Annotated in this window: 23 protein-coding genes, 1 tRNA gene and 3 pseudogenes; 14 read left to right on the top strand and 13 right to left on the bottom strand. The window is 59.3% G+C overall.

Features of this window, described 5'->3' with window-relative positions; all coding sequences use genetic code 11:
• The first annotated feature begins 50 nt into the window (after window positions 1–50).
• A tRNA-Met gene (locus ACXHXG_RS28855) sits at window positions 51–127 on the top strand.
• Here ACXHXG_RS28855 and ACXHXG_RS28860 read toward each other — a convergent pair.
• From ACXHXG_RS28860 to ACXHXG_RS28875, 4 genes are all read right to left on the bottom strand, one after another.
• Entirely contained in the window at window positions 84–1,931 is a 1,848-nt protein-coding gene (locus ACXHXG_RS28860; protein WP_457901589.1) for a recombinase family protein, read from the bottom strand. The two genes, ACXHXG_RS28855 and ACXHXG_RS28860, sit on opposite strands and share 44 nt — an antisense overlap.
• 112 nt (window positions 1,932–2,043) lie before the next feature.
• Entirely contained in the window at window positions 2,044–2,532 is a 489-nt protein-coding gene (locus ACXHXG_RS28865) for a hypothetical protein (RefSeq protein WP_457901506.1), read from the bottom strand.
• A gap of 158 nt (window positions 2,533–2,690) precedes the next feature.
• Complete coding sequence (locus ACXHXG_RS28870; RefSeq protein WP_457901507.1) at window positions 2,691–3,470, bottom strand: hypothetical protein; 780 nt, start codon at window positions 3,468–3,470, stop codon at window positions 2,691–2,693.
• 880 nt (window positions 3,471–4,350) lie between these two features.
• Entirely contained in the window at window positions 4,351–4,563 is a 213-nt protein-coding gene (locus ACXHXG_RS28875) for a hypothetical protein (RefSeq protein ID WP_457901508.1), read from the bottom strand.
• On the opposite strand from ACXHXG_RS28875, the gene ACXHXG_RS28880 reads away from it, so the two are divergent.
• The 6 genes from ACXHXG_RS28880 (at window position 4,562) to ACXHXG_RS28905 (ending at window position 11,246) form a co-directional block, all read left to right on the top strand.
• On the top strand, window positions 4,562–4,948 hold the full coding sequence (locus ACXHXG_RS28880) for a hypothetical protein (RefSeq protein ID WP_457901509.1): 387 nt from the start codon (window positions 4,562–4,564) through the stop codon (window positions 4,946–4,948). The two genes, ACXHXG_RS28875 and ACXHXG_RS28880, sit on opposite strands and share 2 nt — an antisense overlap.
• Window positions 4,949–5,301: 353 nt before the next feature.
• Entirely contained in the window at window positions 5,302–6,525 is a 1,224-nt protein-coding gene (locus ACXHXG_RS28885) for a hypothetical protein (protein WP_457901510.1), read from the top strand.
• Between the two features lie 320 nt (window positions 6,526–6,845).
• Entirely contained in the window at window positions 6,846–7,931 is a 1,086-nt protein-coding gene (locus tag ACXHXG_RS28890; protein WP_457901511.1) for a hypothetical protein, read from the top strand.
• Window positions 7,932–8,021: 90 nt separating this feature from the next.
• On the top strand, window positions 8,022–8,393 hold the full coding sequence (locus ACXHXG_RS28895) for a hypothetical protein (protein ID WP_457901512.1): 372 nt from the start codon (window positions 8,022–8,024) through the stop codon (window positions 8,391–8,393).
• Window positions 8,386–10,428, top strand: a complete 2,043-nt coding sequence (locus ACXHXG_RS28900; protein ID WP_457901513.1) for an AAA family ATPase — start codon at window positions 8,386–8,388, stop codon at window positions 10,426–10,428. The genes ACXHXG_RS28895 and ACXHXG_RS28900 overlap by 8 nt, the downstream gene beginning before the upstream one ends.
• Complete coding sequence (locus tag ACXHXG_RS28905; protein ID WP_457901514.1) at window positions 10,425–11,246, top strand: ATP-dependent metallopeptidase FtsH/Yme1/Tma family protein; 822 nt, start codon at window positions 10,425–10,427, stop codon at window positions 11,244–11,246. Before ACXHXG_RS28900 ends, ACXHXG_RS28905 begins: the two co-directional genes overlap by 4 nt.
• 29 nt (window positions 11,247–11,275) lie before the next feature.
• Here the strand turns inward: ACXHXG_RS28905 and ACXHXG_RS28910 are convergent.
• A pseudogene (locus tag ACXHXG_RS28910) lies at window positions 11,276–11,470 on the bottom strand (hypothetical protein); the annotation flags it as partial.
• Window positions 11,471–11,734: 264 nt separating this feature from the next.
• Window positions 11,735–11,989 carry a DUF982 domain-containing protein gene (locus tag ACXHXG_RS28915; RefSeq protein ID WP_457901515.1) on the bottom strand — a complete coding sequence of 85 codons (255 nt, stop codon included), beginning with the start codon at window positions 11,987–11,989 and terminating at the stop codon, window positions 11,735–11,737.
• A 56-nt stretch (window positions 11,990–12,045) separates the two neighbouring features.
• Here ACXHXG_RS28915 and ACXHXG_RS28920 point away from each other — a divergent pair, with 56 nt between their 5' ends.
• Both ACXHXG_RS28920 and ACXHXG_RS28925 read left to right on the top strand, forming a co-directional pair.
• On the top strand, window positions 12,046–12,333 hold the full coding sequence (locus ACXHXG_RS28920) for a hypothetical protein (RefSeq protein WP_457901516.1): 288 nt from the start codon (window positions 12,046–12,048) through the stop codon (window positions 12,331–12,333).
• 250 nt (window positions 12,334–12,583) lie between these two features.
• A pseudogene (locus ACXHXG_RS28925) lies at window positions 12,584–12,770 on the top strand (DUF982 domain-containing protein); the annotation flags it as partial.
• Between the two features lie 431 nt (window positions 12,771–13,201).
• Here the strand turns inward: ACXHXG_RS28925 and ACXHXG_RS28930 are convergent.
• Together ACXHXG_RS28930 and ACXHXG_RS28935 are read right to left on the bottom strand one after the other, a co-directional pair.
• Complete coding sequence (locus ACXHXG_RS28930) at window positions 13,202–14,218, bottom strand: zinc-binding alcohol dehydrogenase family protein (RefSeq protein WP_457901517.1); 1,017 nt, start codon at window positions 14,216–14,218, stop codon at window positions 13,202–13,204.
• A 23-nt stretch (window positions 14,219–14,241) separates the two neighbouring features.
• Entirely contained in the window at window positions 14,242–14,661 is a 420-nt protein-coding gene (locus ACXHXG_RS28935; RefSeq protein ID WP_260304462.1) for a GlcG/HbpS family heme-binding protein, read from the bottom strand.
• A 347-nt stretch (window positions 14,662–15,008) separates the two neighbouring features.
• On the opposite strand from ACXHXG_RS28935, the gene ACXHXG_RS28940 reads away from it, so the two are divergent.
• Entirely contained in the window at window positions 15,009–15,374 is a 366-nt protein-coding gene (locus tag ACXHXG_RS28940; RefSeq protein WP_260304461.1) for a winged helix-turn-helix transcriptional regulator, read from the top strand.
• Here ACXHXG_RS28940 and ACXHXG_RS28945 read toward each other — a convergent pair.
• A complete protein-coding gene (locus tag ACXHXG_RS28945; RefSeq protein ID WP_457901518.1) occupies window positions 15,371–15,664 on the bottom strand; it encodes a hypothetical protein in 294 nt (97 codons plus the stop codon). The two genes, ACXHXG_RS28940 and ACXHXG_RS28945, sit on opposite strands and share 4 nt — an antisense overlap.
• 500 nt (window positions 15,665–16,164) lie before the next feature.
• Window positions 16,165–16,419, bottom strand: coding sequence for a DUF982 domain-containing protein (locus ACXHXG_RS28950; RefSeq protein WP_349254315.1), 255 nt, complete (start codon window positions 16,417–16,419; stop codon window positions 16,165–16,167).
• Between the two features lie 509 nt (window positions 16,420–16,928).
• Between ACXHXG_RS28950 and ACXHXG_RS28955 the strand changes: the two genes are divergently transcribed.
• The 4 genes and pseudogenes from ACXHXG_RS28955 to ACXHXG_RS28970 all read left to right on the top strand — a co-directional run bounded on the left by ACXHXG_RS28955 (window position 16,929) and on the right by ACXHXG_RS28970 (window position 19,536).
• Window positions 16,929–17,186, top strand: coding sequence for a hypothetical protein (locus ACXHXG_RS28955; protein ID WP_457901519.1), 258 nt, complete (start codon window positions 16,929–16,931; stop codon window positions 17,184–17,186).
• Between the two features lie 425 nt (window positions 17,187–17,611).
• A pseudogene (locus ACXHXG_RS28960) lies at window positions 17,612–18,171 on the top strand (nutrient deprivation-induced protein).
• Window positions 18,172–18,190: 19 nt separating this feature from the next.
• Entirely contained in the window at window positions 18,191–18,610 is a 420-nt protein-coding gene (locus tag ACXHXG_RS28965) for a phage holin family protein (RefSeq protein ID WP_260305969.1), read from the top strand.
• Window positions 18,607–19,536, top strand: a complete 930-nt coding sequence (locus ACXHXG_RS28970; protein ID WP_457901520.1) for a DUF3618 domain-containing protein — start codon at window positions 18,607–18,609, stop codon at window positions 19,534–19,536. The genes ACXHXG_RS28965 and ACXHXG_RS28970 overlap by 4 nt, the downstream gene beginning before the upstream one ends.
• A 67-nt stretch (window positions 19,537–19,603) precedes the next feature.
• Here the strand turns inward: ACXHXG_RS28970 and ACXHXG_RS28975 are convergent, their stop codons facing one another.
• The 3 genes from ACXHXG_RS28975 to ACXHXG_RS28985 are packed head-to-tail and all read right to left on the bottom strand — an operon-like array spanning window position 19,604 to window position 20,496.
• A complete protein-coding gene (locus ACXHXG_RS28975; protein ID WP_104825294.1) occupies window positions 19,604–19,777 on the bottom strand; it encodes a BA14K family protein in 174 nt (57 codons plus the stop codon).
• Between the two features lie 42 nt (window positions 19,778–19,819).
• Window positions 19,820–20,134, bottom strand: a complete 315-nt coding sequence (locus tag ACXHXG_RS28980) for a PRC-barrel domain containing protein (RefSeq protein ID WP_457901521.1) — start codon at window positions 20,132–20,134, stop codon at window positions 19,820–19,822.
• Window positions 20,131–20,496 carry a PRC-barrel domain-containing protein gene (locus ACXHXG_RS28985; RefSeq protein WP_283053489.1) on the bottom strand — a complete coding sequence of 122 codons (366 nt, stop codon included), beginning with the start codon at window positions 20,494–20,496 and terminating at the stop codon, window positions 20,131–20,133. The genes ACXHXG_RS28980 and ACXHXG_RS28985 overlap by 4 nt, the downstream gene beginning before the upstream one ends.
• Between the last annotated feature and the right edge of the window lies 1 nt (window position 20,497).

Genomic DNA, 20,497 nt, shown 5'->3' on the forward strand with positions numbered 1-20,497 from the left:
CAACGGTTCGCTCGAGGTGCGATAAACCGCAAAGCGGTTTACGCTGGTAACGCGGGGTGGAGCAGCCCGGTAGCTCGTCAGGCTCATAACCTGAAGGCCGCAGGTTCAAATCCTGCCCCCGCAACCACTGAGACTTGAATATTTGCCCATTCAAGTCGCTTCACAGAAAGCTCCTCCGCGTAAGCGTCGAGGAGCTTTTTTTGTTTCTGCTCCGTGTCGAGTTCGCCGGCGCGAAGCTTCTCCAGGTAATCATGCTGCTTCAGTGCCTTGAACTGTTTCTCCAGGATCGTTGCGGCTTCCATCGCCGCCAGGATGGAGGCGATCCGGCCGTGGACTTCAAGGGATGCCGGCTGGTGGCCGGGTGTCTTGCCGATGACGACCTTCTGGATGAACTGGCGCACGATGTTGACGAAAGGCTGCTTCGTCTCGGAATCAGCGTGCTCGCGCATGTAATAGAATGCGGAGTTGATGATCAGCTCGACGGCCTGCGGACTGACCTCCGCCTTCAGTTTCCTGATCTTCTCCCCGAAATCCTCCACCGCCGGCATCTGCTTCAGACGCGCTTCGAGGCCGGCACGGCGCTCCTCGAGTTTGTCGAGCATATCGTCGAGTGCAGCCAAACGAGGGCGGCCTTCAGCCGCGCGGTCGCTGATCTGCTGGATGATCTGGCGCTGTTCCTGCTCGGCAGCCTTCAACTCCCGGGAAATCTGCTGGTGCTCGTCGGGTTCGTTCTGGATCGAAGCTGCGAGGTTTTGGCGAGCCTGTCCGGCGACGTCGTCGAACACGCCCATGCCGAAGAAGGCGGCGGGGAGGCAGGACAGCACCCGGTCCTCCAGGTTCTTGCGGAGAATGGTCTTCTGGTTGGTGCAGCACGCGCCGCCAAGACCATCGACCGGCAGCTTGCTCTTGTGGTTGGAGCAGCCGTAGCGTTCCTTGGCCATGATGGCGTAGGAGCCGCCGCATTCGGCACATTCCAGCATGCCGCTCAGCAGGTAGCTCGGCCGGTGCGTCCTGTTCAACCGGTTGGTGGTCGTCCGGGAAAAGTTCTCCAGTGTCGTCAGTTGCCGTTCCTTCACGCGCGCCCAGAGTTCATCGCTGACGATACGCATATGGGGGACTTCAGTGACGACCCAATCGCTTCTGTCATTGAGGCGAGCGGTTCGGCGTTCGGTCTCCGGGTTCTTGCGGTAGTTCTGCTTGTTCCAAATCATCCGGCCGACATAGAGTTCGTTGTGGAGGATGCCGGCCTGCCGCTTGCCGTCGCCACGGATCGTGTCGTCGCGCCAGTACTGTTCCTGTGGCGCCGGAACACGGCGATCATTGAGGTTCTGAGCGATTGTCGCCGGACTGACGCCGCTCGCATATTGCTCGAAGATCCAGCGGACGGTCTCGGCCTGAGCAGGGTCGATCTCACGCAGACCGCGGATACGATCGCCGTTAGCGTCGCGCTGCTGGCCGAGGCAGTAGCCATAGGAGATGCGTGTCGTTGCCTTGCCCTTGCGCGCCGCCGTCTTCATACCCTCTCGTGTGCGGAAACGGATCTGCCCGACAAGCTCGTGGCTCAGCATGGCGCGAAACGACATCTCCATGTCCGTGACGGGGGTGCCGGCGTGGACCGTCCAGAGATCGACATCGCGATAGCGCAGTTCCTTGAGGATCTTATGGCTGTGCTCGATATCGCGCGACAGGCGATCTACGGTCACGCAGAGAACCACATCGATGCGCTCCTCCTTCACGCGTGCGAGGAGTTGCTGGATGCCGGGGCGCAGCATGAAGGACGTTCCGCTGACCGCAGCGTCGCAATAGTTCTCCACCAGCTTCCAGCCCTGCTTCTCGACAAAGGACTTGCCGAGTTCGATCTGCGTTTCGATCGATACCTCGTCTTGGCGGTCGGTGGAGTAGCGGGCATAGAAGAGGACGTTCTTGGTCATCGGATACTCTCAAGTTCGGGCAGGAAAGATGGGGCATGGTAGCAGGCGTCGCAGGGCCCGGGAGCCCCGCTTGAGTGCTAAGCCGGTATGGCCATGCTGCGCAAATCGGTGATTATGCGGCAGGCCAATCAATCAGAAGACAACGGGACGAGATCTCGATCTGTTCGATGAACTCGGCGGCCATCTCGTTCAGCGTCCTGGTGATGTCGTAACCCACCTTGCAAATCAGGTCGCAGGCGCTAATCGTGTCACGAATCCGCATGCACCCAACCGCCGTCGCGATCAGCATAGCCATAGCGCCGTTCTCGCTTGCATCGCGGGAGCGCAGCTCGAACGTAATGCGATAGCCGGCGGTGTGTGTGCGCTTTCGTTGCGGCGCTTTGCCGGAGATTGCAACACGGTTGGCGGTGACCGTCACGAAGATCGGCTTGGAAAGGAAGCAGCAGCCATTCTCGATCTTACCATTTGCATTCGAGAGCGCATCCAAGAGGTAATTAAAGGCTTGGCTATTCTGGCCGACGAAGGCCACGATATTCTGGTGGTCTTCGATGGAGGCCACCAAGGTGAAGGGAAGCTTGTTCGCCCAGGCATTGGGTAGCATAAAGTGTCCTTTTTTGAGTTCGAAATTGCGTCGCAGGGACCTGTCCTCGGCGCGCGTTAGGTTCGTAGGGAAGGTGAGGCTTGGATCGTGCGGCGACGTCGCCGTGCATGGCGGGCAAGGGCGCCGGACCTTTGTTCGGTCTCGGCGCCCTTGTCGTGTTATGAGTTCGCCGCCGCGGCGCGGTACGCTGCAGCTTCAGCGGTATCACCGTTCAGATAGCCGGTGTTCGGCCCCAGAAGTGACTGTTCAACGGTTTCTACCCCGCCGATCCACTCCCAGCTGCCATAACGTGATGTCTGGATATGAACATCACCATCCGACGTCACCCTGATCCGCGCCGCGCCCGTCTCGGCCTTAATGGCCTTGCGAAAGAGCTGATCCAGCTTGCGGGTTGCTCCACGCGGCGTCAGGGTCGGTGTCTTCGTCGGAATATGTTCTACCGGCGTAATGCGGCGAGTGATGACAAATGCCTTCTGCACCCGCTTGCGTCGGCCGGGAGCGTTGTCGGCATCAACGACTTGCCCCTTACTGAAAGTATCGCAGAACAGCCAGCCGGCGACTGCGACGTAGTGGCCAGTGACGAGAACGATGCAAGGATGCGTGCGCTGAACACCAGTTCTCGCTTCGAGGTAGGCCGCAAGGGTAGGCTGACCCAGAACGTTGTGCCAGGTGCCGGTATAGCCGAAGAGCCGGAGAACCTGTTCTGTTTCCCAAAGTTGAGTTCCCATGATCGCCGGGGCGCGCTTCCAGCTTGTCCAGTCGGCGCCGTGACGCACCAGACGATAGCAATCCCGTGTGCGGGAGATCGGCTCTCCCGTAATGGCTGCCACCACAGTCGGCCCGCAGAAGGAGCGGGATTTCGTGTCGTTGACGACGTCGTGAAGGTAGCCTGTTCTGATTGCGCCGGCGTCGGGATTTGCGCAAGGGGTATTGGTCATTTCGGTATTCCTCAGGCATGCGCGCGACCGTACGGCTGCTTTTTGCAGTCGGGTTGCGTGGTGGCGCGTCAGGTTGCGGAAACCCGGCCTTGGGCAGGCTGCGAAATGACGCAGCATGTCAGCGGTCGGGCGAAGAAGCCGGACGCGCTAGGGCAGGCAGTGCCCGCGTGAGAAACTGGAAAGGTATTCAGGGGAGTTGATCTGCATGATGACCTTCGCGAGTCCAGAGTGGATTTCGAAGGAATGCGCTCGCCACTATGGATCCCTCAGACGTCCGCTCGTCCTCGATCCGATCATCTCTTGTCTGCTTAAGCTCACCACACGGAACAGGTGATGCAGACTGCTCGCTCGCTTTATCTCGTCGTTTCCGCCGCTGGTTTCCCGTCCTTCGGCAGAGGTCATTTGATTTGGTGGTTCACCACCCCCACAAGTACGGGCCGGGGAGTAGCGCCGGAATTTTCCTCTTGCCAGGGCCGTTCCAGGATGTCGCTCGAAAGTTCTTATGTCCAACCTAGCCAGGCAAGTAGCATCGGTTAGTGCGCATTCCAGCCTCGGCGGTTGCCTAAGCTGACAGCACAACTGCAGACGGCGTGTACTGCTGTCAAGTGGTTTATAAAGTGGTGGTTGATCAGGAAATAACGGCCCACCAGCGTTGTCCCTAATTGGCACAATGCGCCATCTCATAGCTCTCGACACGCTAACGTAGAGGGGAGGGCCATTAACCGGACCCAAATGCACCTCCGAAAACCCGATTCGGAATCAAACGGCGTTTGGAGAAGTAATGGGGGGAGGCGGCAACAAACTGCAAACGCCGTTAGGTGTTCCATCGCTATCGACGCACATTCGAGGACGGCGCCACCACAGTCCAAGACGTAGCCGATTATTCGTTCTGTTCGATATCGTCGGAATAGAGAAGGTGCACCTTCCTGCGAAACGGCCAGGTGCCTGTCCGGTATTTTGAGACGAGGTCGTCGAAGATTGCGTCCGATGCCCTTTCATCGAATCCCTGCGCGACCAGCATCGCCACAACACGATCCTGAAATTCCTCGAGAGCATCGTCGGCGCCCCTGGTGGCCATTGCAGAGATCGTCATGAAGAGCGCCGTCCTCGCGACGTCGTCTCGGTCAGGCCGCCGTGCCTGCCTGTTCGCATCACGCAGCCTCTGCTGCCGATCCCGCTGCTTCTTGTTTCTCTTGTCGTCGGGCATCACCGCACCACTATGTCCCTTCCGCTGGCGCCAGACCTGCCAGCTACCCGCCCGTATGGCAACGCCGTTTGCATCGGAATCGGAAATATTGGTTCATGAATCGTTTGCGCAGAGGTTTGAATCGAATGAGCGCAATTTGAAACACGTTGCGGGCACGTTGAGACAAATCGAGATCACTTGCACGCTTGCAAACGGCGTTCGCGAATCGAAGCATCAGAACAATGAATCAGAAATCTGGAATTCGGAATCAAACGAACGCAATTTGTTTTGACGTGCGGGCAACTCGGCTCGACGTTTTTTAGCTGTCCGGTAACTCGAATGCACCCTGCGGAGCGGCGGCGAGGATCCCGCGGATCGGCAGCGTGATCGTGCAGGGGAGTCAGGTCTTTAATACTTGCGATGGAAAGCAAGTAAAGGTTGAAGCAACAAATTTTCCTTATAGCTTGTAGCAGGCGAAAACTGACAAAAATCTGACCTGAAAATCGTATATATGTAAGTAAAACATAAGTCTAAGGCTGAGGTGGATTTTGACTGCGGTTTGCAGATTCTACGTTTGCGTGCAATAATACGGTTGCTCGACGGATATTTTGTCGGGCTGTTTGTATCTCGTACATGGAGTCTATTATGCGTAATTCCAACAAAGCTACTGCCCCTGCCGCCACCTCTTCCATCTATGACGCGCTTGAGATCAACGCCGCGGCGCGTGCTCGTCTCGAGAGCATGGCAAGCTTCATCGCTGATCTCGGTCGCCGGTCCACGGAACAGACCTTCGAACTCGGCGACCATCTTCATTCTGCATCCGAAGTGCTGGCCGAAGGCGCCTTCGACACGTGGGTTAAGAAGCGGTGCGGCCTCAACGCGCGCAGTGCGCGCAATTACCGAGCGGTGTTCCGTAATCTGTCCGACTACAGAGACACTCTCGTTGATCTGTCCATTGGCTCGACGGTCCTGTTCCATCTGAGTTCGGCGAGACCGGAGCAGATCGATGATGCCATCGTCTTCGCGCAAAAGCAGGGGCGGCTTACGGTGGCAGACGTAAGAACCATTCTCGCCGGCGAAGCGGCGGGTGGTAGCCAGCCTGAGGCCGATCCCTCCTCGGTCGGCGGGATCGATGGTTTAAAGGCTCTGATCGCGACGAAGACGCGTGATGGCCTGAAGTCCTATATCGCGCATATCGACATGATCCGGCACGATGTCGGAGTGGCACTTGCTGGTAAGCGCGTGTTCAAGGAAATGCTGAGCAGGGAGATCCAGGATCTCGCTCGCGTGGCGCAACAGGAGCTGGCGAGCCTTGCCCGCTTCGTTGAACCGGAAATCGCGGAAGGCTATTATCCGCGTGCGACCGTCTTTGACAAAGGAAGCCGTTGGGCCGAGGTCGATGCCTTGCTTTATAAACTCGGCAGTGTCGACTACTGGCCGAAGTCCGCCGAGATGCGCGACTGGCTTGCAAACACCGTGCTGCCGACGCTGGAGTGGACAGTCTCGAAGCAGAAAAATCCGGCGTGGTCGGTCGGTCTCGGTGAGCCTGCGGCCGACGTGCCCGCAGTCCCGAACGAAGAGGCTGAGAAGCTCAGCGCTGTCACTCCCACGAAGCCGCAGGAGCTCGTCGATACTTCAGTGTCTGAAGCGGTGAAACGGATGGATGCCGGGTTGAATGCTGCGACCGGCGGGTTGATCCGAGTCATGGAGGAGCCTGTGGCACGCAAGCAGCTTGATGACGTACCGCCGCTCAGCGCCGGTGTTCCCGCAGCAGCACAAAGAGGCTTCAAGCGACCGGCCATTCTCGATCGCGCCAAGGCGGCTGCAGGTCCCAATCACGGTTCGCCGGCATCTGACAGCGTGTCGTAACTGGTGATTGATCGCGGCTGGTTGGACGGCCGCTCTGTCGAAACGCAAGGGGCCGTCCAACGGCCCTTTGAAATCTGGTGGCTTTGCAATCCTGGGGAAGGTGGCCTCGATGAACGCATCACCGGCAGCCGGGGTCTCGTGAGCCCCGCGTTAACCTTGTACCGGCTTCGTTCTCTTTTTTGTTGTCCGGGTCCTTGAGCCCGGCTCCGGGTCCTGCCAGGTTAGGGACGTTCCGGATGGTCCGGACAGAGCGGCCCAAGCCGATGTTGGCGCATCGACAAGGGCCTGACCCTCAGCCTTCTTGCAAAAGGAATCGGGCTATGACCACGTTTACCTCCGCTATCCCCAATGGGGAAGTTCTTCGTTGCACCATCGCCGCCTCGGCTGCGACCACCATGTCCACCCGCCGCACGTTCGGCTTCGGTGACCGGGCAACCATCGGCGAGCCGCCAGCGCTGCGCCGCCACCCGCATCTCGTCCGTTTCCGCGATGTCGAGGCAGATCTCGACCTCTTGATCGATCGCGCCATTGCGGCGATCGCCGACGGCGAACCGGTCGAGGACGAGATCCTCGGGCATTACGTCAACATCGCCTCGTTGGTTCGTGCGGTCTCCTTCAGGGAAGGCAAGCTGCTGGAGCAGGCGGTCGAGCGTCTTGCCAAGGCGAACTCGTCCATCACGGTCCTGACCCAGTCGCTGAAGCTGCCGCTGGTCAAGGCGGCTCTCGAGGCTGTCTCGGGAAATGACTGGGCGCAGCTCGACGGAATCAAGCTCGACTGCGAGGCACCGGCGAGGGGGAGCTATACGCCCGACCTGATCGTGGTGAACCGCGCGCGCCATACCGCCTACATCCTCGACCTCAAGCGTTCGCTTGCTTCTTACGGCGACACCAGCCGTCTCGAGGAGTTGAAAATGAAGATGATGGCCGGGGCGATGGTCCTGCCGGACTGGCTCTACAAACACCACAAACGCCTGATGGTCGATACGGTCGAGGTCGCGATCGTCGATGGTGCCAGCCGTCCGAGCGATCATGCCACCGGCATCTGGGCACTGTCCGAAATCGATGATCTTCTCGAGATCGACGGTGTCGCCATGTGCATGGCCGAATTGCGTGCCCGCTTCGGCCGTCGTGTCCGGCAGCTTCTCGAGACCGAAGCGCGCAAGGCGCTCGACGTCATGGGCATGTCGGCCATGGAAGCCGCTACCGCTGTTGCTGCCGATCTTCTCGGCAAGGCGCCGATCCGCCTGAATGGACCGAGCGTCAGCTATGAAGAGCAGCAGGCGGCTCTCTGGCAGGAAGAAGACGACGGCGCCGATGACCTCGGCTGCTTCGCCGAGGCGGAGGACGACGAACCTGAGCCTGTCCGCATCCGCGTCGGCTTCGCGCGTCGCCCCGCGGCGCACTGAGCGCTGGCTGCGGCGATAGCCGCAGCTCCCCTCACCATTCTGTCTTCTCATGAGCGCCGGACCTCTTTGCGGTCTGGCCAAGGAGCTGCCATGTCTTTCGACACACGTCCGCCATCGCGCTTTCGCCGCGAGGCCGCTTCCACTTCGATCCATCCCGCAACTCGCTGGCAGCGCGTTGATCAAAGCGATGCCACGATCGCAACCGACCTCCCGCCGATCGAGCACCTCACCAACGATCCCGCCATCCTGATCGGACTGGCATTGAGCTATTCCCGCCAGAGCGGGACGCTTGGCAATGCCATTCCGGACATTATCCTATCCAGATTGCGCGCCCATGCCGATCATGGTGACCCGGCGTGCCAACTGTTGATCGACTGGCTCGATCTTTGGAGCGGCAAGCCCGTTCGCGGTCCCAAAACGGCAATTATTGCCGCTGAAACCGGAGGCCGGTCCGATGGATAGGATCTCCCTCTTCTTCATCCGCCGCCTGCATCATCTCGCCCGCCGCGAAGCGCGCCGGAATGCGGCGCTTCACGGCCTCCTCGGATCGTGGACCAGTGAAGAGGGCGTCTATACGCTGCGGCTTTACGGTCCGGCCTTTGATACAGCGGCGCTCACCGGCGATCTTCAGCGCGATCTCGACTGGTTCCGGAGCCGCTTTGGCGCTGATCTCATCCGGCCGCCCGTGTCTGCTGGTGCGGGTACCGGCTTCGGCAGGAACGCCGATAGCACGGCCGCGACCACGGCAATGCGATCGACGGCCACGTTCGTACCCGTTCGGCGGAGGAGCAGCCGGAAGGGGCATGGGGCCACGGCGGACATTGGCCTCGACCGTCGCTCCTACGCGATCCGGCTGGTCGGCATGGCGGCGGAGCCGCCGCTGGTGAGCCATGTCGTGGCCGCCCTGGTGCTGGCCCGTGCGATTGGCAGGGGCACAAAGTCGTTGCGTGATATCGTTCGGGCGATCACGCATGTGACACCGGTCGTGGCGCTGCATGCGCCGCTTGCCGGCTTCGAGCGGGAGGTCTCGCGGCTCCTGCAAAAGTCGCGTTTCGTTCCCGGTGGTCCGTTCGGGATCGTGGATGGGGACTACACGTTCAACGACGATTACCTCGACGTGCAGGACGGAGAGACCCGCAGGCGTGTCGTCGAATTCCGAGGCGGAAGCGTACATCGAGTGACCGGCGCCGTCCTGCGGCGACGGATGCTCGGCGCCTTCGCTCGCGACCTGCCCATCGTCGCGATCGCCGAGAAGCAATCGGACATTCCCGCCGTGCTGCAGATCACGGCCGACGTGTCGCTGGAGACCGGGCAGTTCGACCGGGCGTTCATCGGCGATGTGGTCGAGGCGCTCTATCCGGACGCGGCGATCGGCGACATCGACCTGCCCGCGGATTCGGATGCGCGCTGGCTGTCGCTGGAAGATGTGATCCTCGCCTTCCGGCCGGGACGGGATCTTGCCAATGCGCTGTCCGTCCTTGCCCGGCTCGCCCGGCGCAATCGGGATGACTTCGAGGACGAAGAAGAAAACGGGGGCGGAAGAGGCACGGCCGCCGCATCCGCGCCGAAGGGATCGGACAAGAAGAAACCTGCGACGTCCTCCGAGACCTCGACACCGGCATCATCAGACAGCGACAGTGGTGGGCGCTGGAAGAAGGATAAGCCGTCGGGGGCCGAGATCGTTCAGCCGGATCCCCCGATTGAGTCGAGCCCCCGATCATCGTCCGGCGATGGCGGCGCGAAACGGGCAAAGCCGCCGCTAACCGTCGAGATCCTATCCGGCTACGGCAAGGCCCGCGACTGGGCGCTCGACCTGAAGGCGGACCTCGCCGGTTACTATGCAGGCAAGCTTGACTGGTCGGACATGAGCAGCAGGCTGTTGCTTTATGGCCCGCCCGGAACAGGAAAGACCACCTTCGCGCGGGCGCTTTGCAACAGCCTGCAGATCCCGCTAGTCGTCACCTCCGTTTCGACATGGCTGCAGGGCGGACATCTCAACGATGTCGTCGACAAGATGGCCAAAACCTTCACCGAGGCGAAGTCGGTCGCGCCCTCGATCCTGTTCATCGACGAATTCGACGGCATCGGCAAGCGTCAGCCGGCGGAGCGGGAACATGCCGATTATTGGAATACCGTCGTCAACAAGGCGCTCGAACTGCTGGATGGCGCGGTCAAGAGCGAGGGTGTCATTATCATCGGCGCAACCAACCGGCCCGATGACATCGACGAAGCTCTCAAGCGGTCGGGCAGGCTGGAGACGCATATCGAGATCCCGAAACCGGACAAGGCGGCGCTCGTGGACATTCTCGCCCATCATCTCGGTGACGACGTTGAAACATTGGCCTTCAAGGTGGGGTCGGCCGATACGTTGAATACCCAAGGCGCGCCCGGAAATCAGGAGCTTCCGCTGGATGATGATCGCATGGTGCTGGACCCACAACAGGCCGACATGCCGGATCTGACCGAAGATGTAGAACGGAAAGGAGCAGGCCGATGACCGCGACGCCAAGCAATACGATGAACGATGCGCCAGCGGGCTCTGTGGGAGCCCGTCCGGCCCAGGCTGTGCTCGAGCGGCTGGCGACCCGCGCGATGGGCCTGAGCGGCGCGGATATCGAGCGGATCATTCGCCAGGCACGCCTCAAGGCGCGCCGGGAAAAGCGGTCGATCCGTTATGAGGATCTCGAGGAGGGCATTCGGCTTGATCGGCCGCCGGTCCCCTACGACCTTCGCTGGCGCTTCGCCGTTCACGAGGCCGGCCACGCGGTCGTCCACCATGCCCTCGGTCTCGGGCCCATCCATGGTCTGAACATTGACACCGGACAGGGCGGCTACAATCTCCTCGGCTTCCATCCATCCGGGACCGATACCCCTCAGTGGTTCGAAAACATGCTCGCCATGATGATGGCCGGGCGGGCCGCCGAGGCCCTCGTCCTCAAGCGCGTCTCGGGCGGCTCCGGCGGGACCGACAACAGCGATCTGGCTCGAGCGACGAGAATTGCCTTTGACATGGAGCGCATCCTCGGCCTCGGCGTCGAGCATCCACTGCTCTATCGTCCGCACCTCAGTCCGGGCGAGGTCTTCGATCGTGATCTGGAGCTGGCCGCTCGCGTCCATGCAAGGCTGGAGGCCGCTCTGGACCGAGCGACGGCGATCCTCACGGAGCGCAGGGATATCTTCAATGGGTTGATCAGGGCGTTGTTCGACGCGCAGGCTCTCGATGAGCAGGCAGTCGTCCGAATCCTGACGAGGAGTGACCTGCAAACGGAGGCTGACAGTCGCGCTGCAGATCAGCCAAGCCGGAGGGAAGGATGAGTGTCCGCTAAAAGTTCATTGATCGAGCCTCAATCCAGACTGGAGTCTCTCGACAAGGAAATCAAGGAGCACACGGGTTCTTGCAGGTGTTGCGATAGATGTCGCGGAGAGTATCGCGCCGGTGGGACAGGTGGAAGGGTCATTTCCGCACTGGCATGGCCGAGCTGCTTCTCTGCGTAGCGCTCGTCGACTTCGGCCGAGGACGCGAGACCGGCACGCAGCGAGCGGCTGCCCTTTTGCCAATCGTTCCACGGAGATGGTGTAGGCGGCGGTTTTCCGGAACTCGTAATTTTATTACGCATTTGTCCATGTAGGAACAAATGAAGCGAGTGGGCGTTTGAGAAACGGCGAGTCTAATCCTTACTCGCCTGCCGCTACTCTCACGGCGCGGCAAGAGAGCTGCTTTGGCGTTTCCCCTTTAACTCGTCAACAGCAGGCTCTTAAACACGGCAGGGACCGCGCTCCCATGGTTCCCTGCCGCGTTTTACTCATTGGTTGAAGAAAAAGATTCGAGCTTCTTCTGCTGCCGCTAAAAACGCGCGGCGCGCTTCCTGTGTTGGAATCTTGCCCTCATGGGCATCAATCAGAGCTTGTTTTGCGACAAGGAATAAGTTCCCGTTTTGGCTTCCGGGCCATTTCTCCAGCATATATTCGGCTGCTTTTTCGGTGCTGTTGATGGTAACATATCGACCAACCAAGCGCGTTTCGATCGTCACCGGCACGGTCCACCATTGCAGCGTCATCTTCGTATCCTCCCGATATTAAACTATGATCGCTGAACGGGGTTCCAGAGCGTGTGGTGCGCTTTTTTGCCAGCGACACTCAGCCCAGCGGGAAGGGCAAGGAGATGATATTCACCCAAGCGGACCTTGAGATGGTCGATCGCCATATCGCAGAATGCGAGCAACAAGTGCTGGAGCAGGAGCAGAAACTTACTTTGCTACGCATGAAGGGCTTGGACACCGAATTGGCAGAAGACATTCCGGCAGCCTTTTACGAGACGCTGCTCATACACCACGCCAATCGCGACGTGATTGCTTCTCACCTGGAACAGCAGTGTGGTCGGCGTCGCAGTTTTTCGGAGTGACTGTGACCTCTGCGGGAACAAATGAAGCGGGTGGATGTTTAGTCGTCGGCGAGCTGTCCCTAGACTCGCCAGCCGCCCTCGCGATGCGGCATGAGAGCCGCCCCGATCAGTAGTTGGCTCTCAAGCACGGCAGGGACCGCGCGCCCTGCGTTCCCTGCCGCGTCTTTCTTGAAAATCGCATGGGCGGCGTTTCGCTGGAACGCGGCGTCCGCTATCATATTTTGGCTGATTGGCGGGCGGCCAGCGTGGCATGCGGCAATTGAAAACCCAGGTGCGGCAAGCAGAAATTCTAACGCGTCAATTCCCATGCGGTTTGGAGCGCGACTTCACCGGCGTCTATGGCGCTCTGGATTTTCTCGAAAAAGAATGGCCATTGCGAGATGAAGAGCGCCATGGGCGCGCTGTGAGAACTTGTCCCGGTGCGCTCGGCCGAGCAAGGCTTTCCGTTGTCATTTGTTTAACGCATCTTTCAACGCATTGGCCGGCTGGAAGGTCAGCTTCTTTGCCTGTGCCTTGATCGTCGCGCCGGTCCCCAGATTGCGTGATTCATACTCCGGCGTGTCCTGTCGGATAGGAACGATCCATTGCGGGGTCGCTCCTCCCTAAGAACTGTACGTGCGAGTTTCCCCGCATAGGGCTCAAGCCTCCGCTAAACCCTGTTTGACCAGAGCCGCCGGTTCCTGTGTGTCGGGAGAGTATGCGGACTCACCGCGTGGATCTGTAATTTTCGATGGCAGACCCTCCTCGCAGTGAAGTAGCTGTCCCACTTCGGATCAAACGGATTTGCGTCTGCCCGGATTTTGCAGTGGCGACGAATAGGAACGTCGGATGCAACAGAAGGGCGGCCGCGAAAGGCCGCTCTCGGTTGTTAGAACCCTTCGAGGACGACCTTGCCGATGGTCGAGCCGCTCTCGAGCTGAGCATGCGCCTTCTTCAGGTTGTCGGCATTGATCGTGCCGAGGCGCACCGTCGTCGTGGAGCGGATGCGGCCGGCATCGGCGGCGGCGCCGACCTCGTCGAGAATCCGTCCCTGTTCGATCATGTCGGGCGTCTGATAGATCGAGCGGGTGAACATCAGCTCGTGATGAATCGACACTGCCTTGCGCTTGAACAGCATGATGTCGAAGCTCTTCGGGTCGTCGATTAGGCCGAAGCGGCCCTGCGGCGATATCAACTCTGCGATCTCCACCACATGCTTCTCCGTCTGGGTGGTGGAGAACACAAAGGCAGGCGCGCCGATGCCCAGATCCGCGATCTGCTGTGCCAGGGGCTTCGAATGGTCGACGACGTGATGGGCGCCCATCTTCGTCACGAACTCACGCGTCTGCGGACGCGACGCGGTGGCGATGACGGTCAGGTCGGTGAACTGCCGGGCAATCTGGATGGCGATCGAGCCGACGCCGCCGGCACCGCCAATGATCAGAATGGCGTTCGCAGCACCCGACACCGGCTTTTTCACATTCATCCGGTCGAAGAGAGCTTCCCAGGCTGTCAGCGTGGTCAGCGGCAGAGCGGCGGCGTCGGACCAGTCCAGCTTGGACGGCTTGTGGCCGACGATGCGCTCGTCGACGAGATGGAACTCCGCGTTGGTGCCCGGCCGAAGGATCGAACCCGCATACCAGACCTCGTCGCCTGGAGCGAACCTGGTGACCTCGGGGCCGACGGCGGCGACGATGCCTGCAGCGTCCCATCCGATAACCTTCCAGTCCATGCCCTCCGCCGGGGGCGTGCTGCGACGGATCTTGTAATCGACGGGGTTCACCGAAACCGCCTTCATCTCGACCAGGATATCGTGGCCTTCCGGGACCGGCTTGGCGATCTCGATGTCTACGAGGGAATCTGCCCCGTCGATGGCCGAGGGGGTCTTGTATCCGACTGCTTTCATTTTCTGTGCTCCTTGAACTGCTTTCACTTGGCGAAGTTGCGAAGCGCTTCTTCGCCAGCTTCCTGGTCCTGCGCCCAACTTCCGCCGGAGATGCCGAGGCCGCCGACGATCATGCCGTCGTCCATGATCGGGAAACCGCCGGCCGCCGCCATCACACGCGGGACGTGGCGAAGGTTCGACGCACCTCGGTCTTCAAGGAGGTCGACCCACTGCGCGGTCGAGAGGCCGAAGGAGGCTGCCGTGTAGGCCTTGTCGATGGCGATGTTGACGGCGAGGTACGAGCTGCGGTCGCTGCGCTCGAAAGCCTTGAGGTTTCCTGCAGCGTCGACGATGGCGACGACTGGTTCGAAGCCGACGCGCTCCGATGCGGCGATGGTTTCTGCGACGAGCCTTGCGGCGGCTTCCCGTGTGATCGAACGGGAGGTGAAGCTATTTTCTGACATTGGAAATTCCTTGAGGTTGCTTTCCTGGGTGGCTTCAGCGGTCCTCCAGTTGGTGGGATCGTCGAACCAGTCACCTCCATATAGCCGTACGGGCGTTCTGTTTGGATACGCACAACGCTTGCCAATAGTATCCTTCTGGATACCGTGAAGCTGATTGCAGGAAGCGGCGACTTCTCGTCTTTACGACGTAAATTCAATAGATTGCTTGCGCTAGGTGATCGTCTTTCCAATGTCGCCGCAGGCCGCGGAATACGAATCTCGCATCTTGCAGCGACGAGAAACCTGCAATAACTACAACAGTACGAACTACATGCGAAGACGCATCTAAGGATCAAAAGGATATCGTCATGGCCAAGGCTCGTCATTCCCGCTTCGACTGCAATCCCGGCTGCTCGGTCGAGGCGGCGATCAGCCTGATCGATGGCAAGTGGAAATGCGTCGTCCTCTTCCATCTTCTAGGAGGAACCATGCGGTTCAACGAGATCCGCAGGCAGGTGGCGGGTGTCACGCAGCGCACGTTGACAAACCAGTTGCGCGAGCTCGAGGACGACGGTCTGATCGAGCGCAAGGTCTACGCGCAGGTTCCGCCGAAGGTCGAATACACGATCTCGCCGCTGGGACGCAGTCTCGAGCCGATCCTTGTCGCATTGAAGGCATGGGGCGACGGGAACATCGGCAGGTTCGGGAAGCCTGTCGCGGCGAACGCTGCCTAGCTCTTCGCCAGTCCTTCAAGGCAAGGAAACCGCGTCGCGCACCAGTCTCCTTCCAGCCCGGTCATGTGCTCGCACCCCAGAGCGGCCCGACGACGAAGCCGCTTGAACGAGAGAGCTGCTCCGAAGGCCTTCACGAGCTCCGACTGCTGGTAAGATCCCTTCCGGTCACAGCGAAGCTGCGGTTGGTATCCTTTAAAGAGCAAGCCGATTAAACTCGCGAAATCGTCGAACATCAACTTCAGCAGTTGGTCTCGCTGCATCCCCACCATATCCAGCGTTACAGTCTTCATTGGTCTCCCTGCAGGCCGCGCCAGCGCAACAGTAGTTGCGAAATGTCGACACATATGCGACCGAAGGCAGAGGTGGAGCGGCGGCCAGCTGGTTGCGTTGACGCGCCGAGTCGAAAACCGCGTACACCATCTAAGTTCTGCTAACGTATAAGACCTTGCCCGGAAATATTGGCGGTCATGCCGATGATCTTACTGCCTGATTGCCGCAAACGCTCGCAAGTGCTTCCGACCGCTGAACCATTCAGGTCGCCAGAGCGACGTTATAACCTGCTTCAATAAGCCGTTGCGCGGTTGCAATTCCTCCCTGAGCCTGCTCCCGTCACCACCACTACGCGTCGTCCCATTCGCAGACCGTTCCCGGAGATTGGGATCGACGGCTGCTGAGCGGTACGTTTGCGAATGATGCGGTCGGTCGCGCAACAGGATTCGCAAGCCTATCGCACTGACGGCTGCGAAATCTCTTGTTGCCTCGCCTGCATTTTCGGGAAGACGGCTTGACCTTATTCCCCGTATACGAAGACGCCATCCTCTCGCGCAGCCGCGATCATCGCACTTCGTGCTGCTTCGGTGCTAATTCGCCCCTCAACCGCGTCAAGAAGCGCTTGCTTTGCGCCTTCATAGGCCCTTCCGGTTTTCTCCTTCGGCCATTCGTTCAAAAGAAATCCCGCGGCACGTTCGGTGCTATTGATCCTGACCGCTCGACCCAAGTGTCTTGTTTCGAGCATCAGGGGGTGGTCCCACCATTGTCTGTCCATAGCGATATCCCTCCGCAATCCGAACAAAGCACTGGGAGCTATGTTCCCGGAGAGGCGGCATAAGGAAAATCAAAACAGGAAGTCGCGGTTTCTTGGTCCTGCAGAGCGGCCGCACTCGCCGGTTCCGCAGTTGCGAACATTGCCGTAGTTAAGCTGCGGAGGGTTCGCCTGTGAAGTAGATTCCCGACCTTGCGACAATTACAACGGCTGCGAACTCAAGAGCGCCCTCGGGTCTAAATCCTCCAAGATCGGCACCTCTTTGCCTTCGATTCCATCAGCGCCGAACAAGCAAAAAACCCGCCACCGTATGGTGGCGGGAAATCTGTCTGGGAGGATCGCGCCGAGAACCAAGGCAAAAAGGGCGACGTTCAGTCTAGTGTAAGTGGCTTAGGGTACTTGATCTGAAAACGATACTCCGGCCTCCGGTTCCGCGGCAAATTCTTGAAATTTAATAGCTGAAAATTACATCATTTTCAGTCGGCAAATCCAAAAGAGGAGGCAGGAAAGGAATGATCCGCAGGTATCTCAGCAAGCGTGATTTGGCGCTTGATTCAATTGATTTGGACACCTGTCAACGCGCCTTTGATGCCATTCTGCTGAAAAGGAACATCGAGCGCGAAAGTGAAGAAGGCGAGCTAGTGGCAGCAATGGTCATCGAACTTTTCAGGGAAGGAGTTCATGATGAGCAACAGCTTGTCGATCTCGTCGGCATCAACGATCGCCATCGCCCTGCTAGGGGGTCGCGCACCAAACGGCGGCCCGCATAGGGTCGGTTGATTTGCAAATGGCGCAGTGGAGAGACGCTCTCAACTCTTCGGGCTGTTCGTGACGGCTTGCCGATTGCGATACAATATAACGCAACCCGAATGGCGCTGATTGTGGACGCTTGAATGACCGGGTTGCCAAGGGGAGAGCTTGGCTATGGTACGCATGCCGACAGCAGGTATCCAGACGTTCCCGAGCGCAATGCCGCCAAAAATTCTCACGCCGTTGTCCACCACTCCTATTGAGCCGTCAATTGTGGGCCGGGGCCAGGGCTTGGCGCCCGCCTTGTTTATTCCGACTCCACGGAGCGGTAGAAGGCTCTCTGTAAGCATTTGCGAACGTTGTCCTAATAGCTCCTGCGAACAAGGAACCATGCTTCGATTGCTCAGTTAGGAATTGATCTAGCGATTCCTACGGGAGAGCCGAAATGAACATTCAATCTGATGATCCAAGCCCTGCGGATCTGACGTCTCGAGATGCAGACGATCGCCAAGGCATAGGAGCGGGGACGAGCCAGAAACCGAATACGGACGGTTCGGAAGAAGCAATCCGGCAGAATTTACAGGAGCTACGGCAGTTTACCGATGAGCAAACAGAGAAAGCGAAAACCGCCGTCAGCGACGCGGCCGAAGATAAGAAGAATCTTGCTGCACGCCAACTCGACGGTATCGCATCGGCATTCGAAAAAATCGGAGCCGAACTCGACGATCGAACCAACAGGCCGTCGGCCGATACACCAAGCAAATTGGCGGTTCCCTTCAGAATTTCGCGCACGACATGGAGGGTCGTGATCTTGGGGAAATCGCGGGAATGGTTGAAGACTTCGGGCGGAGGCAGCCGCTTGCCTTTCTCGGCATCGCGGCGATTGCCGGCCTGACAGCCAGCCGGCTGCTCATGGCCTCAGCCCCCCGTCGGAACAGCCCGACGGATTCCCGGACCTCGACTCCTTCAATGCCTGAAGGTGTCGAGCCCCTCAAAAACGGGTAGTACCAGAAGGATCGCGACAATGGCAAATCATTGGGATGACCGCTCTCTGACCGAACTCATGGCCGGCCTAGTGACCGATATAACCGGGCTCTTTCGCAAGGAAATCGACCTGGCGAAGGCGGAGGCATCGGAGAATCTGAACCGCGCGCTGGGAGGCATCGAAACCCTGCTCATTGGCGTCATATTCGCAATCGGTGCCATCGGCGTGTTGTTGGCCGCGGCCGTCAAAGGCCTAGCCGCTTTTCTCGTCGCACGGAACATAGCTGAGCCGAATGCCGACACGCTTTCGGCGCTTATTGTCGGCGTCATCGTCGCGGGCCTTGCCTGGGCAATGGTAGCGCGCGGGATTTCCACGCTGCGTGGCAGCAACCTAAAGCTGGATAGAACGGCGACGTCGCTGCGGCGGGACGTGGACGTCGTAAAGGAGAGAGTGCAATGAACGACAATTCTCACTCCCACTCGGCTGCCGAGCTGCAGCGAGAGATCGAGGCGGATCGGCAGAGGATCGAGGAAAAGCTCCATGCCATCGAGGAGCGCATGTCCCCCGGCCAACTCGTAGACGAACTGCTCGATTACGCGAGGGAGAGCGGCGGCGCTGAATATGTCAAAAATCTCGGCAAGGCGGTTAGGACCAACCCTATTCCCGTCACTTTGCTGGGGGTAAGCCTCGCCTGGCTGTTCGCCAATTCTGGCGCCCGCACCGAGCGGCGTGACGCCGAGGAGGAATACCCTCTGGCGATCGTGACGGGCGCCATAAGACGTATGGGTCCCATAGAGGTAAGCTTTGGCGAACGGTATAGCAACTTCACGGATGAAGGGGGCAATCGTTTCAGGGCGATGACGGACGCCGCCGGCCGACGGGCCGGCCACTTTGTCGATCAGAGCGGGAAAGCTTATCGCGGTTTTACCGACGCGACCGGCAAACAGATCCAGGACATTCGTGACGAGGCTGGCGCCTTGTTCGATGAGGCTTCCGGCTGGGTGTCTGACACTTGGCGGCAGCTCAATACCTCTGCCGATCGGCTGAAAGAGTCGATTGCGCAAGCCGGAAATTCCGTTGCTGGCAGTGTCCAAGGTGCAGCGCAATCGTTTGAGAATCAAAGCATGCAGCTTAGCGAAGCTATTCTCAGGCGTTTTCGCGATCAGCCGCTCGTCGGCGGTGCGCTTGCATTTGCGGTCGGCGCAGCGATTGGAGCGGCGCTACCTTATACGGAGTTCGAGGACGATGCCGTGGGCGAAGTTTCTGACCAGCTACGCAGGGATATCACCTCAAGGACGACTGAAGCGGCCAGCGAAGCAATCGGAACTGCACGAGAGGTCCTAGACAAGGTGGGAGACACCAGCGCAAAATACGGTCCCGCGTAAATTGGGGTGTCAAAAAGCAAAAGAGTGGGCTTCTCCCCACGACTGTTTGTTTCGTACCGCAGCAGTATTACCTGCTAGCGATGAGTTCAGCCGTTTCGCTAGGCGGCTGACCTGCCCGACGTGGCCCGTCGAAGGGCTGATAGCTATTGTCCTCTCGACGATAGGACGACGTATAGCGGCTTGCACACCAATCGGCTGGTTGTGCAGATATCGATGATCCGGCCCCGGCGCCTTCGTCCATAGAAAAAGCGGCCCACGGATCTACCTGCGGAAAAGCTCATGTTCATAGAGTTCTTGTTTCAAGCTCGGCGACGGAGCAACTGAGTTTCAGATGGTAGAGATCCGTCAGATCGAGCTTGTCCCATGGCACGATATGGCCGCTTGGCCGCTCCTTGAAGCCGAAGGGACGCAGGATGGCATGACCGATCGTGGTTGCCGATAATCTTTCGAACAATCCAAGAGCGCCCAGGTGATATTCGACAATGACGAAATCTTCTCCATCGGCTGCCGCCTTGATTTCCTCCAATCGCCCGACCGGCCGATCATTTGTGTCGTGAACCTGCATTCCAAGCAGGAGTTCCAGGTGGATCTCCGTCACGACAGTCCTCCCGGAATGTAGCGAAGGATATGTTGCCTCAGCCATTCCTGCGATTGTTCGAGCGGCGTTTCGCTTTTGTCGACATCGGCTTCGATATCGACGCCGACATCCGTGATTTTTGACCATGGGATCCGATAGGGATGCTGACCTTCGACCGCTCGCGATGTCGTGGAAAAGGCGAGCATCCAACGATACAGCCGTTGGCTCAGCCTTCGGATCCGCGTTGAGGTCCCCATTTCGATGAAGGCAACCTTGGGCTGGCTGCCATTTTCTGCGGTGAGCACGATCCCGTCGACTTTTCCGATACGAGTCTGCCGACGGTCGACGACCTGCTTATCCAGAACATCGCGAACAAGATACATG

The sequence above is a fragment of the Rhizobium sp. LEGMi-198b genome, from assembly GCF_054114205.1.